General features: G+C 51.9%; 12 protein-coding genes. 10 read left to right on the top strand and 2 right to left on the bottom strand.

Annotated elements, in window-relative coordinates; genetic code table 11:
* Nucleotides 1-34 precede the first annotated feature (34 nt).
* Complete coding sequence (locus A918_RS0105405) at nucleotides 35-1,222, bottom strand: pyridoxal phosphate-dependent aminotransferase (RefSeq protein WP_022710069.1); 1,188 nt, start codon at nucleotides 1,220-1,222, stop codon at nucleotides 35-37.
* A 239-nt stretch (nucleotides 1,223-1,461) separates the two neighbouring features.
* Here A918_RS0105405 and A918_RS0105400 point away from each other — a divergent pair, with 239 nt between their 5' ends.
* The 8 genes from A918_RS0105400 (at nucleotide 1,462) to ycaC (ending at nucleotide 8,705) form a co-directional block, all read left to right on the top strand.
* A complete protein-coding gene (locus A918_RS0105400; RefSeq protein ID WP_022710068.1) occupies nucleotides 1,462-1,704 on the top strand; it encodes a hypothetical protein in 243 nt (80 codons plus the stop codon).
* Nucleotides 1,705-1,776: 72 nt separating this feature from the next.
* The gene (locus tag A918_RS21270) at nucleotides 1,777-2,364 is read left to right on the top strand and encodes a hypothetical protein (protein WP_022710067.1); all 588 of its coding nucleotides are present in this window, start codon (nucleotides 1,777-1,779) and stop codon (nucleotides 2,362-2,364) included.
* 154 nt (nucleotides 2,365-2,518) lie between these two features.
* Nucleotides 2,519-3,817 carry an extracellular solute-binding protein gene (locus tag A918_RS0105390; RefSeq protein ID WP_022710066.1) on the top strand — a complete coding sequence of 433 codons (1,299 nt, stop codon included), beginning with the start codon at nucleotides 2,519-2,521 and terminating at the stop codon, nucleotides 3,815-3,817.
* Nucleotides 3,818-3,968: 151 nt separating this feature from the next.
* Complete coding sequence (locus A918_RS0105385) at nucleotides 3,969-4,886, top strand: carbohydrate ABC transporter permease (protein ID WP_245257294.1); 918 nt, start codon at nucleotides 3,969-3,971, stop codon at nucleotides 4,884-4,886.
* Between the two features lie 12 nt (nucleotides 4,887-4,898).
* Nucleotides 4,899-5,741, top strand: a complete 843-nt coding sequence (ugpE, locus tag A918_RS0105380) for a sn-glycerol-3-phosphate ABC transporter permease UgpE (protein ID WP_022710064.1) — start codon at nucleotides 4,899-4,901, stop codon at nucleotides 5,739-5,741.
* 19 nt (nucleotides 5,742-5,760) lie between these two features.
* A complete protein-coding gene (locus tag A918_RS0105375) occupies nucleotides 5,761-6,864 on the top strand; it encodes a sn-glycerol-3-phosphate import ATP-binding protein UgpC (RefSeq protein ID WP_022710063.1) in 1,104 nt (367 codons plus the stop codon).
* Between the two features lie 26 nt (nucleotides 6,865-6,890).
* Nucleotides 6,891-7,916 (top strand): endonuclease/exonuclease/phosphatase family protein, encoded by a 1,026-nt coding sequence (locus A918_RS0105370; RefSeq protein ID WP_371257503.1) that lies wholly within the window; start codon nucleotides 6,891-6,893, stop codon nucleotides 7,914-7,916.
* Nucleotides 7,917-8,078: 162 nt separating this feature from the next.
* The gene (gene ycaC / locus A918_RS0105365; protein ID WP_022710061.1) at nucleotides 8,079-8,705 is read left to right on the top strand and encodes an isochorismate family cysteine hydrolase YcaC; all 627 of its coding nucleotides are present in this window, start codon (nucleotides 8,079-8,081) and stop codon (nucleotides 8,703-8,705) included.
* Between the two features lie 51 nt (nucleotides 8,706-8,756).
* Here the strand turns inward: ycaC and rpoN are convergent, their stop codons facing one another.
* Nucleotides 8,757-10,067 carry an RNA polymerase factor sigma-54 gene (gene rpoN, locus A918_RS0105360; protein ID WP_022710060.1) on the bottom strand — a complete coding sequence of 437 codons (1,311 nt, stop codon included), beginning with the start codon at nucleotides 10,065-10,067 and terminating at the stop codon, nucleotides 8,757-8,759.
* 93 nt (nucleotides 10,068-10,160) lie between these two features.
* Between rpoN and A918_RS19530 the strand changes: the two genes are divergently transcribed.
* Entirely contained in the window at nucleotides 10,161-11,831 is a 1,671-nt protein-coding gene (locus A918_RS19530) for an FGGY-family carbohydrate kinase (protein ID WP_051138989.1), read from the top strand.
* Nucleotides 11,832-11,889: 58 nt separating this feature from the next.
* Nucleotides 11,890-13,329: HAD-IC family P-type ATPase (locus A918_RS19525; RefSeq protein ID WP_022710058.1), on the top strand; the 1,440-nt coding region annotated here is incomplete at its 3' end.

Raw genomic sequence — 13,329 nt, 5'->3', positions numbered from 1 at the left:
GGGGGGGGGGGCTTTGTATTGGAAAGAGGTGAAATCAGGCTGCTTTTTCCAGTGTGATACGTTGTGCAAGCCGCACCATACCGGCACAGGCTGCATCAATCTGATCATCCGCCACGCTCAGGCTCAGACGCAAAAAGCCGACCAGATTGCTGCCGAAGGAATCGCCGGGCATAGTCGCAATCTTTTCTTCTTCCAGCAGGCGCATCGCAAATTCCGCACCGGTCATGCCGGTGGCGCGGATATCTGCCAGAATGAACATGCCTGCCTGCGGGATCTTGCAGGAAATTCCGGCATGACCATCGAGGCGCTCGGAAATCATTTGCGCACGGCGGTAGAAATTTTCAAGCATTTGCTGAGCGGCGGTTGCCGGACGGTTCAGCGCATAGGCAGTCATATCCGCGATGAAAGGCTGTACGCCGAACAGCAGATATTCTGACAAAGGCAGCAGGCGATCCGTAAAATCTTCCGGTCCGATGCACCAGCCGCTGCGGAAGCCCGGCGCGGAATGGGATTTGGAAATCGAGGCAACCACAACGGTACGCTCGGCCAGTTCTGGCAGATCAAGCGGAGAGGCAAATTCACCGTCAAAGACCAGCAATTCATAAACCTCGTCGGAGATGATCCAGAGGTTGTGCTTGCGGCAGACTTCGCCGATGGCTGCGATTTCTTCACGGCTCAGCATGGCGCCGGTCGGGTTATGCGGTGAGTTGAGCAGCAGCACGCGCGAACGTGGTGTGATTGCTTTTTCCAGATCGGCAGCCTGCAGGCGGAAACCGTTGGTTTCACTGACCGGCATATAGACCGGTGTGGCACCGGTTGCTTTAATCACGCCTTCATAAGTCGCATAGCACGGATTGGTGGTGATGACTTCGTCACCTTCTTCGGCCAGACCAAGCATGGCAATTGCCAGTGCGCTTTGTGTGCCAGGAAAGCAGAGAATCTGCTGCTGGCTGATCTTGCGACCGGTGCGCTTCGAATATTTGTCAGACAGAGCTGCAAGAATCGACGGCTCCCCACGGCCGCTGGTATAGCGGGTGCGGCCTGCGCGCATAGAGCGGGCAGCCTCATCAATCATATCGGCAGGTGTCGGAATATCCGGCTCGCCGATGGTCAGCTCGATAATATCTTCGCCTGCGGCTTTCATCTCGCGGGCGCGCATATGGACAGCCCATTTGTGTGAGCCTTTGCTGCTCAAACGCTCGGTAATACGCGCATAATGCATCTTGAGCGCTCCTCCGTATTTTTATTCATGCTTGCTGCATCTTTTAATAATTCATGCGTTGTATCGCATGAACCGAAGTTAAGACCAGTGTTGTTTCTGCATGACATCAGAAAAGCGCATAAATTATGGTGGGAATTATTGCTCAACATTATGATCTATTGAAATCTTCAGGCTTGTCATGAGCGGGCAGAGTTTATAACCATCACGGGTAATTTTGTAATCTGTCCGGTGAAGCTTCTATGACCAATACCAATTTAACGCTTTTTATCTGTGATCTGCTGAGTGCTGCGGGTTCATTCACACTGCTGATCGGTTTGCTGGTCGTATTGTTCTCCACATCCCTGCATGGTGATGCGGGTCAAAGCGATGACAAGGGCTTGGTTGTTAAAGCATCCAAACATTTCAGAACCGGCTTGATTCTGGCAATTCTGGGTGCTCTGCTTCTGACTATGTCGGCATCATTTGAGCTGATAATTTACTAATAAATAAAATGACAGCCGGAGGGGATGTGATCCGGCAGTTTATAATGCGCTTATCCGGAGGGGAGCTTGCCAATGGCAGCGGATATTCTTGTCAGTCAGGCTGATGTTTTTTCGCATATGCGCATTATCAATGGCATGGGCATAAGCTTGTGCCTGTCGCGCTTGCTGGTCTTCGCGTCCAAATTTATTCAGCACCCTTCGAAGAATAAGATATCCTATATCCACATCGGCTGGATACTGGTTGTATTTTTATGGATTATTCAGTTCTGGTGGGATTATCTCATCGAGAGCAACAGCAAAACCTATGATATTGTTACTTATATCTTAGAGCTGTTTTATGTCTTTGGTCTGTTTTTCATCTGCGTTACCCTGACGCCGGATGACATTAAAGAATACGGGGATTACGAGACCTATTTCTTTTCGCGAAAGAAATGGCTTTTTGCCCTCTTTATTTTCATCAACAGTATGCAGTCTTTTGAACAGATCAGAACATCCTTCATTAAAAATGAAACCGATAATATGGTCGTTCTGCCGGTTGTCATGGTGCTGGAAACCATCGTTATTCTGATTGCGATGAATATTAAGCGCAGGCGATTTCAATATGTGATGATTGGCCTGTTATTTTCCACGATCATTCTGGATTTCATTTTCCTGTCGTGAGGTAAGCCTTCTTAAGTTTGCACAGGGCAGGCAGTGGCAGATTTATGCAACTTGCCGGTTTCGGTGTGTTTCATAAATCTGATTCATTCCTGTTAATTCGGTGTCATATCCACCCTCTATTGCGGAACCAGTTTTTCAACAAACGGGATCTGCAATGTTCAGAAAACTTTCTATCGCCGCTTTGACACTCACCGTCTCTGCAACATCGTCAATGGCTGCAACCAATATCAGCTGGTGGCACGGCATGGGCGGCGCGAATGCTGACGTGATCAATGAGATCTCCAAGCGCTTCAATGAATCCCAGCAGTCCTGCGCGCTGACACCGGTTTCCAAAGGTTCTTATGAAGAAGCGCTGGCCTCCGGTATTGCTGCATTCCGCTCCGGCGAACAGCCGAATATTCTTCAGGTTTTTGATGCCGGTGCAGCCACTATCATCAATGCAAAAGGCGCAACTGTTCCTGCTGAAGACCTGATCAACAATGCCGGTTATAAATTTGACCGTGAAGCCTTTATCGAAGGCGTGCGCTATTTCTATGCGGCTCCGGATGGCAAGTTTGTTGGTATGCCGTTCAACTCCTCCGCGCCGATCATGTATATCAATACCGAAGCGCTGAAAAAGGCTGGTGTTGAAGCCCCGAAGACCTGGGAAGAGTTTGAAGTCGTTGCACCGAAGCTTAAAGAAGCCGGTTATATTCCGCTTACCGCTTCGCAGCTGACATGGCAGTTCACCGAGAACTTCTTCTCCCGTCAGAACATCCAGTTCGCCACCAATAATAACGGTTATGACAGCGTTCAGGACACCAAGCTGAATGTGACTGATCCGAACCTCATCATGATGTTCGAAAAGCTGAAAGATTGGGCTGATAAAGGCTATTTCGGCTTCTACGGTGCAGGCTGGGCAGATAATCAGAAGCCTTTTGATGAAGGTAAAGTTGCTTTCTGGATCGGTTCTTCCGGTTCTTTCGGTGGCCTGCAGAAAACTGCAAAAATGGAATTCTCCGCTGACTTCCTGCCTTATTGGAAAGCCGTTGACGGTGCAGGCACCAACACATTTATCGGTGGTGCAGCTCTGTTCGCCATGGCCGGTAAGCCGGACGCAGAAAACAAATGCGTGGCTGACTTCTTCCAGTTCCTGACTTCGCCGGAAGTGCAGAAATATTACCATCAGGCAACCGGCTATGTGGCGATCACCAAAGCTGCATATGAACTGGCTAAATCTGAAGGCTATTACGAAAAGACACCGGTTGCCGAAGTCGGCATCAAGCAGCTGATGTTGCAGTCCGGTGACTGGTCGAAAGGCTACCGCCTCGGTTTCTACCCGCAGATCCGGACCATCATGGAACGCGAATATAACCGTATTTTCGCTGGCGAAACCACTGTTAAACAGGCTTTCGAGACAGTTGAAAAAGAAGGCAATGACCTGCTGACCCGTTTCGCAAAGACCGCGAAATAACAACTGAGATTTTCTCAATGTGATGAACGGGGTCGGAGCAAATCATGCCTGACCCCGTTTTTAATAGATGCTTCTCAAAAAGACGGGGATTTGCCGCGTGGCATATATCCAGACTTCTCAACCTTCAAAGCTCGCTGCGTTCTTCTCGCGCTTGCCGCTGATTGGTAATGCAAAACAGCCAGAAGCAGCCAAGCGGGTGCAGTTTAATTCACGCCTGCTGCCCTATCTTTTGCTGGCGCCGCAGCTGGCTGTTGTTTTAATTTTCTTTTATTGGCCGTCTGTTCAGGCCATTCAGTCATCCTTCTATATTGAAGACCCGTTCGGTTTCGGTGCGACCTTTGTCGGGCTGGAAAACTATACGGATGTACTGGTTAGCCCTGAATATCGCGGCATTGCCGGTTTTACGGCGATTTTTACGATTATTGTTACAGCCCTGTCGTTGGGCATTGGCATGTTGCTGGCGGTAAAAGCTGATGCGGTTATCCGTGGCAATGCTGCCTATAAAACAGTGCTGATCTCGGTCTATGCCATTGCGCCGCCGGTTGCCGGTCTCATCGGGATGATGATCTTCGACCAGCATATCGGCCCGTTTGTGAAAATGGCTGCATGGTTCGGCTGGGATATGAAAGTCGGGCTGAACTATTTCGACACAGCGTTTGCGATGATCGTCGTCTCAGTCTGGAAACAGATCCCTTATAATTTCATTTTTATCCTGTCCGGCTTGCAGGCGGTTCCGGCCTCGGTGCGTGAGGCTGCGGTGATGGATTGCCGTTCCGGTGCCCGTCGTTTCCGCACGGTCATTCTGCCTTTGCTGGCACCGACCGTGTTCTTTCTGCTGATTATCAATATCACCTATTCGCTGTTCGATACTTTCGGTGTGATCGACGTGATGGTGAAGGATAAGGCCGCCAATAATCCGATTACGCTGGTCTATAAAGTGTTCATGGATGGCTTCCGCGGTAATGACATCGGCAGCTCTTCGGCACAATCCGTCATTCTGATGGTGGTGGTATTCACGCTGACCATCGTGCAGTTCCGCTTCGTCGAGCGGCGCATTCATTACAATTAAGCGGGTGACGAGATGCATAAAGTTAAGATTACCGATCATCTGATCCTGCTGGCCGGAGCGCTGTTTCTGATCTTGCCGGTGGTGGTGGCTTTCACCACCTCCAGCCATACGGCGGCGGATATTCACTCCAACGGTCTGTCTCTGAGCTGGGGCGGCAACTTCACGGAAACCTATAGCAATGTGCTGACCCGTGAGGGCGGTTTCACCGGACAGATCACCGGCTCGCGGATGCTGCTGAATTCGCTGATCCTCGGCCTCGGTTTTGCAATCGGCAAGATTGTGCTGTCGATGCTGGCGGCCTATGCGATTGTCTATTTCCGCTTTCGCTTTGCCACGCTGGCATTCTGGCTGATTTTCACCACGCTGTTGCTGCCGCTGGAAGTACGTATCGTGCCTTCTTATCAGGTGGTGTCGTCCTTCGGTATGCTCAACAGTTATTCAGGGCTGATTGTGCCGCTGCTGGCCTCGGCTACGGGTACTTTCTATTTCCGGCAGTTCTTTAAATCGGTGCCGGATGAATTGCTGGAGGCCTCCCGTATTGACGGGGCAGGACCGGTGAAATTTTTCATCGATGTGTTGTTGCCGCTGTCACGCACCATGATCGCCGCAATGTTTATCATCATGTTTGTCTATGGCTGGAACCAATATCTCTGGCCGATGCTGGTGACGACCGATGAGAGCTTCTTCACGCTGATGCGCGGTATCAAGCAGATTTTGCAGGTGTGGGTCGGGGCGCAAATTCCGGATTATAACGAGGCTTTTGCTCTTGCCGTGCTGGCCATGGTGCCGCCGGTGCTGATCGTCGTGGTGTTCCAGCGTTGGTTCATCAAAGGTCTGACCGAGAGCGACAAGTAAGAGATTTTAGGAGCCTTCAATGGCACAGGTTAAAATTGAAAATGTATCGAAAATCTATGCGGGCGGCACTAAAGCCGTCAGTGCAGTGAATATCGATATTAAAGACGGCGAATTCATTGTTCTGGTCGGCCCTTCCGGCTGCGGAAAGTCCACTTTGCTGCGCATGGTGGCTGGGCTGGAAACCATCTCGGAAGGTGAGGTGGCAATCGGCAACCGCACCGTGAATGAGGTGGAACCGGCAGATCGTGACATTGCCATGGTATTTCAGAACTATGCGCTTTATCCGCATATGACGGTCTATGATAATATGGCTTATGGTTTGCGGAACCGCAAAACGCCGAAGGCCGAGATCGAGGCGCGTGTGGCAGAAGCTGCGCGGATGCTGGAGCTGGAACCTTATCTGCAACGCAAGCCGCGTGCGCTTTCCGGTGGTCAGCGCCAGCGCGTGGCAATGGGACGTGCAATTGTGCGCAAACCTGCGGTGTTTCTGTTTGACGAGCCTTTGTCCAATCTCGACGCCAAATTGCGTGTTTCCATGCGCGGAGAAATCCGTCAGTTACAGCGTCGTCTTGGTACGACATCGATCTATGTAACCCATGATCAGCTGGAAGCGATGACACTGGCGGATCGTCTGGTGGTGTTGAATGGCGGCGAGATTGAGCAGATCGGCGCGCCGCTGGAGATTTATCACAAGCCTGCATCGACCTTTGTCGCCAGCTTTATCGGCTCTCCGGCGATGAACTTGGCTGACGGTACTGTGCATCAGGCGCAGCTGATGCTGGGCGAAGATATTGTGAATCTCGGCATGGAGCCATCTGTGCAGGGCGAGGTGACAATCGGTATCCGTGCGGAAGATCTGCATATCGCCAAAGCGCATGAACAGGCGATTCAGTTTCGCACAGAATATGTGGAAGAGCTGGGTGCACAACGTATCGTGCATGGCTATGCGGGCAATCAGAAACTGGTCGCCGCACTGCCCCCGCAGGCTGAAATCCGTGATCAGATGCGACTGGCTGTAGCGCCTGAAAAGCTGCACTTCTTCGATAAGCAAACCGGCAAGCGCATTGGATTGTCGCAAACTGCCGCAACTGCTGTAAAAGCAGCCCAAGCTGTTTCTGCCTGAAATATTGCACAAGACTGAGAAATGACATGACTGAAGTAATGACTGTTGAAACCATGATCCGCACACAAGTTTCTGCTCTGGATGTGCCATCCCATGAGGAGCGCCAGAGCATCACCCAGCTGGATAAAACCATGGCTGCGCATGATGCCAAGCTGGTTTCTATGGAGTGTATGACCCATGTGGAAACCGGTGGTCAGGCTGCTTCAACCGCACCGCTGGCGTTTCCGTTTAATGTCACTGCGTGGAATCTGGAGCGTTGTCTGTTCCCTGAGGAAAGCGCTGCGAAAATGCTGGCAGAAAAACCGGCTGTGGCTCTGCTGACCGAGATGGACAATGGCATGGCGCGCACCGCGCAGAAGAATATGACAGCGGAAGTCGCCCGCCATATGGATATGGAATATGCCTATGGCGTGGAGTTTATCGAGCTTGGACTTGGTTCGGAAATCGAGCATTCCTTCTGTCAGGATGATTTCAACGAAAAAGGTTTCCACGGCAATGCGCTGATGTCTTCCGTGCCGATGCAGCGTATCTTTGTGCAGCGTCTGGCCGGTGAGCGCCTGTGGTTTTTCAATGGCGGCGATCAGCCACGTTTGGGGGAGCGCAATGCGATCGGTGCGGTGATTGAAACCGTTGACGGGCCGTTTCTGGCGGTATCCGTGCATCTGGAAAGCGCGTCTCCGGCAGCCTATCGCGAAAAGCAGGTGGCACAGCTGATTAATGCGCTGGAAGAAGAGTTTGGCGGCATGCCAATGCTGATTGGCGGCGATCTCAATACCGGCAATCATGCGGAAGGTGACTTCGAGGCGGAAGGTCTGTTCCGCGTCGCCGCCGAGCGCGGTTTCATCCGTCACAGCGGTGCGCTGGATCAGATGACCACACGTCCGAGCCTGATCACCCGCTGGCCTGACCGTGCAATGAAACTGGACTGGTTCCTGAGCCGTGGTCTGAATATTACTGACAGCCGCATCATCTCTTCACTGGATGATAATCAGCGTCCGCTTTCCGATCATGATCTGATTGTTTGCCGTGTTGATGGTTTCAGCGCTGCATAAATCGTGTCGATATGCCGGAGGGAGGCCTGTCTTCCTTCCGGTTTTGTAAAGAGCTTGATTGTCTCTTTTATGGGACGTTGTGGTTCCAAATAACTATCTTTTGGAGTTTTCGTCTTACGAGTAGGTTCATTTTCATCAACTTGAAACCATGGAGTTTTGAAAATGTCCAAGCCTTATAACCGCCTCGATAAAGACAATGCAGCCGTTCTTCTCGTAGATCATCAGACAGGTTTGCTGTCGCTGGTTCGTGACATTGATCCTGATAAATTCAAAAACAATGTGCTGGCACTTGCCGATCTGGCAAAATATTTCAACCTGCCAACCATTCTCACCACATCTTTCGAAGATGGCCCGAACGGCCCGCTCGTACCTGAGCTGAAAGAGCTTTTCCCGAATGCGCCTTATATTGCCCGTCCTGGTCAGATCAACGCCTGGGATAACGAAGATTTCGTGAAAGCCGTTAAGGCAACCGGCAAGAAACAGCTGATTATCGCTGGTGTTGTGACTGAAGTTTGTGTGGCTTTCCCTGCGCTGTCGGCTCTGGCTGAAGATTTCGAAGTCTTCGTGGTGACCGATGCGTCCGGTACATTCAACGAAATCACCCGTCATTCCGCATGGGATCGTATGAGTGCTAACGGTGCACAGCTGATGACATGGTTCGGTCTTGCCTGTGAGCTGCACCGCGACTGGCGTAATGATGTGGAAGGTCTGGGTACTTTGTTCGCAAACCACATTCCGGATTACCGCAACCTGATTAACAGCTACAACACTGTTAAAGCTTCGAAGTAATCTCCTGAGCCCATAGCTTAAGGATAAGGCCGTGTGTTTGATTGCGCGGCCTTATCTTTTTTGGGCGTGTAGTTTCATTTCCCGCCGTCGTTTTGCGGAGGAAGGAATGCCGAGTTCCTCTCGATATTTGGCAACTGTCCGGCGGGCGATAACAATGCCTTCAGTATCAAGTTTTTGCACGATGGCTTCATCAGACAAAATGCTGTCGATGTTTTCCTGCGTAATCAGCGTACGGATTTTGATGCGCACAGCTTCCGAGGCAATGTCATCGCCAGTTTTGCCCCTGATCGCCGAATTGAAAAAATAGCGATATTCAAACAGACCTTGCGGGGTCATCATATATTTCTGATTGGCAACGCGGCTGATGGTGCTTTCATGCATCTCAATCGCATCGGCCACCATCTGCATTGTCAATGGTTTGAGCGCAACCGCACCGCTTTCCAGAAAACCTTGCTGATGAGTGATGATCTGCTCACCGACATTGAGCACCGTCTGCGCGCGTTGATCGAGAATGCGTGTGAGCCAGCTGGCCTTTTGTTTGCAGGCTCGCAGAAACTGTTTTTCCTCTTTGGAAAGACTCTTGTCACTGAGCTTACGGCTATAATCTTCATTCATCAGCACACGTGGCAGAGCCTGCGGATTAAGCGTGATGCTCCATTCGCCGCTTGGTGTTTTGGTGACCAATAAGTCGGGAATGATGGTCAGGGCAGGTGTGCTGTCGAAGATCAGACCGGGTTTGGGGTTCAAACCACGGAGTTCGCCCAGTAGTTCTGCCAGTTCTTCATCATCCGCATCGCAGAGCTTTTTAAGTGTTGTGAAATCACGTTTCGCTACCAGATCAAGATGCTTAAGCAGAATGGTCATTTCTGCAGTCAGGCGATCATCGGCAATGAGTTGCAGACGCAGACATTCAGCAAGATTGCGCGCAAACAATCCTGCCGGTTCAAAAGCCTGACATTGGTGCAGAACACGCATAACCTGTTCAGGTGTAACATTCAGGCGTTTGGTGATTTGCGCCAAGTCTGCATGGAGATAACCGGATTCATCCAATGTCTCGGAAAGCAACTCGGCAATATGCCGCTCGGTCTTGTCCCTGATACTCAGATTGATTTGCTCGGCCACATGATCTTGCAGGGAATGTTGCACAGTACCGAAATCTTCAACAGAATAATCCGAAGAACCGGAGGAGGACAGCGCACCGCTTGGCGCTCTTTGCAAAAGCGGATTGGCTTCTATTTCACTTTGTACAAAGTCTTCCAGCTCAGCACGGCTCATTTGCAGCACTTTGAGCGATTGCTGCATTTGCGGTGTCATGGTCAGCGATTGGGTCTGCCGCAAAACGGGCTTGGAAGAGAGAGCCATTGATCTGTTTATAGCACTCTTTTCAGTGCTATTGATACGTCATGAAATTGTTGTAAGCACGGAATCAAAATTTTCTTCTGTGCATGAGGATTGATGATGCGCCACTATATTGGAATTGATGTCGGAACCGGCAGCGCCAGAGCAGGGATTTTTGACAGCAAGGGCCGGTTACTGGGTACTGCAGCCTGTGCCATTGAAACCTTTCGCCCGCAGGCGGATTTTGCTCAGCAGAGTTCGGCGCATATCTGGGCGTCGATCTGCAAGGCTATGAAAAACGCAATGACTGAAGCCGCAATCGCAGCAGACAGTGTTGCCGGTATCGGCTTTGATGCCACTTGTTCGCTGGTTGTTGCGGATACGGAGGGCAAGCCGGTCACTGTCAGCCCGAAAGGCGAGCCGGATCAGGATGTTATCCTGTGGATGGATCACCGTGCGATTAATGATGCCGAAGAGATCACTGAAATCGGCGGTAAGGTGCTGAACCATGTCGGCGGTCGTATGTCGCCGGAAATGGAACTGCCGAAAATCCGCTGGTTTAAGCGTGAACTGCCGCAGAGCTGGACGCAGACCGCAGCTTTCTGGGATTTGCCTGACTGGCTGGTGCATCGCGCGACCGGCACCGATATGCGCTCGCTTTGCTCACCGGTTTGCAAATGGACTTATCTCGGTGATCGGGGCAAAGCCGGAGAGGGCTGGGACAGTGCGTTCCTTGAGAATATCGGCCTTGAAGAACTGGGTGACGACAATTTTGTAGCCATTGGCAACCGCTTTGGTGCGGCTGGTGAACTGGCCGGAAAATTGTCGGAACAGGCCGCAACGGAACTTGGTCTTAAAGCTGGTATCGCAGTTTCCACCGGCCTGATCGATGCTTATTCCGGCGCGCTCGGCACGCTGGCAGTTGAGGACAATGCCGGTGTGAGTGCAACGAAACAGCGTCTGGCGCTGATCGCCGGTACCTCAACCTGCCATATTGCGCTTAGCAAAGAGCCGGTTTTCGTTTCCGGTGTTTGGGGGCCTTATTATTCTGCTCTGCTGCCTGATCTCTGGGCAAATGAAGGTGGTCAGTCAGCAGCAGGTGCTTTGATTGACGCGGTGATCGCGCGTCATGCGGTGTCGGTTAAACTGGCAGCAGAAAATCCGGGCAAGCGCATTGCTGATCTGCTGGATGCGCATCTGGCCAAAATGGCTGAAGAAACCGCAACCCTGACCCGTCACCGGCATGTACAACCGGATTTTCACGGCAACCGCTCACCGCTGGCGGAAAGCTGGCGCAAAGGCGCGATTGTCGGCCTGACACTGGATCACGAACTGGATGATCTGGCACTGGATTATCTCGCTACCATTCAGGCGCTGGCCTATGGCACAAGGCATATTCTTGAAGAAATGCGCCATGAAGGCATGGAGATTGACTCGCTGGTGGTTTCCGGCGGTCTGGCGCGCAATCAACTTTATTTGCGTGAACATGCGGATGCCACCGGTTGCCGCGTGCTGGTGCCGGAACAGGCCGAGCCGGTGCTGCTGGGTTCTGCCATGCTTGGTGCAGTCGCCAGCGGTGATTTCGCGAACTTGCCGGAAGCAATGGCAGCGATGAGTGGCAAGGGTGAAGTGCTGGAGCCACGTAGTGGTGAAATCGCTGGCTATCACGATGCAAAATATCTGGTCTATCGCCGTATGCAGATGGATTATGCCGATTACGCAGAACTGATGGATGAAAATCCGGCTGTTGATGATGAAGATGAAACTGAGTCTGATTTAACTGCTTGACCTTACCATTGTGGGAACCTTTATCCTGCTTGTCAGTTGATAAGCAGGAGAGGTTTTTATGGCACAGACTGCATCGCATACAATTCATGCACACGATGCACATCACGGGCATCATCACGGCGACCATGAAAGCGGCAATCGGGTTAAAGACCCTGTTTGCGGGATGATGGTTGATCCGGCTGCAGGCAAGCCGCACATGACCTATAAGGGGCATGAATATCATTTCTGCTCGGATAGTTGTCACAGTAAATTCAAAGCCGATCCCGAGAAATATCTCACTGCACAATCTGCCGCTGCGCCTGCAATCAAAGGGGCGCAATATACTTGTCCGATGCATCCGGAGATTATCCGTGATGAACCGGGTTCATGCCCGATTTGCGGGATGGCGCTCGAGCCGGTTATGCTGTCGCTTGATGACGGGCCTAACCCTGAATTAGTGGATTTTACACGCCGCTTCTGGGTAAGCGCGATCTGTTCTATCCCTTTGCTGATAGTCACAATGGGACCAATGCTTGGTCTGCCTGTTCGTGAATGGATAGGGGAGCAAAGAACGGTCTGGCTGGAGTTTATACTGGCGACACCGGTGGTACTCTGGGCGGCGCTGCCGTTTTTCAAGCGCGGTGTCGACTCGTTTAAAAACCGCAGTCCGAATATGTGGACGCTGATTATGATCGGTGTCGGAGCCGCCTATCTTTACAGCGTGGTTGCAATCCTGTTTCCGGATATGTTCCCGCATTCCTTCCGTGGACATGGCGGTTCGGTTCCGGTTTATTTCGAGGCCGCAGCCGTTATTGTCACGCTGGTCTTTCTTGGGCAGGTGCTGGAACTGCGTGCCCGCGAGCGTACCGGCTCGGCTATCCGCGCTCTGCTTGATCTGGCGCCGAAAACTGCACGCCGTATTGCTGCTGATGGCAGTGAAGCCGATGTGCCTCTGGATGAAGTGCAGGCCGGTGACAAGTTACGTATCCGCCCCGGTGACAGCGTGCCGGTAGACGGTATCGTGGTGGAGGGCCGTTCCTCTGTCGATGAGGCGATGATTACCGGCGAACCGGTGCCGGTTGAAAAGACCGAAGGTGATAAAGTGATCGGTGGTACCGTGAATAAAAACGGCTCGCTGGTCATGCAGGCGGAGAAAATCGGCGCGGAAACCATGCTGTCGCAGATTGTGGATATGGTTGCCAAAGCCCAGCGCTCCCGTGCGCCTATTCAGGGACTGGCTGACCGGATTTCATTCTATTTTGTGCCGATGGTTATTGTCGTTGCGATCCTGTCCTTTATCGGCTGGGCGCTGTGGGGGCCGGAGCCGAGCATGATCTATGCCATTGTCGCAGCGGTCTCGGTGCTGATTATCGCTTGTCCCTGTGCGCTGGGATTGGCAACGCCAATGTCGATTATGACGGCAACAGGACGCGGTGCGCAGGCTGGTGTGCTTATCAAGGATGCCGAGGCGCTGGAGCGTATGGCGAAAGTGGATACGCTGATCGTTGATAAAACCGGT

The sequence above is a fragment of the Pseudochrobactrum sp. AO18b genome (assembly GCF_000409565.1).
In the GTDB taxonomy this organism is placed as follows: Bacteria; Pseudomonadota; Alphaproteobacteria; order Rhizobiales; family Rhizobiaceae; genus Pseudochrobactrum; species Pseudochrobactrum saccharolyticum.
This window is presented reverse-complemented; position numbering and strand designations above follow the sequence as displayed.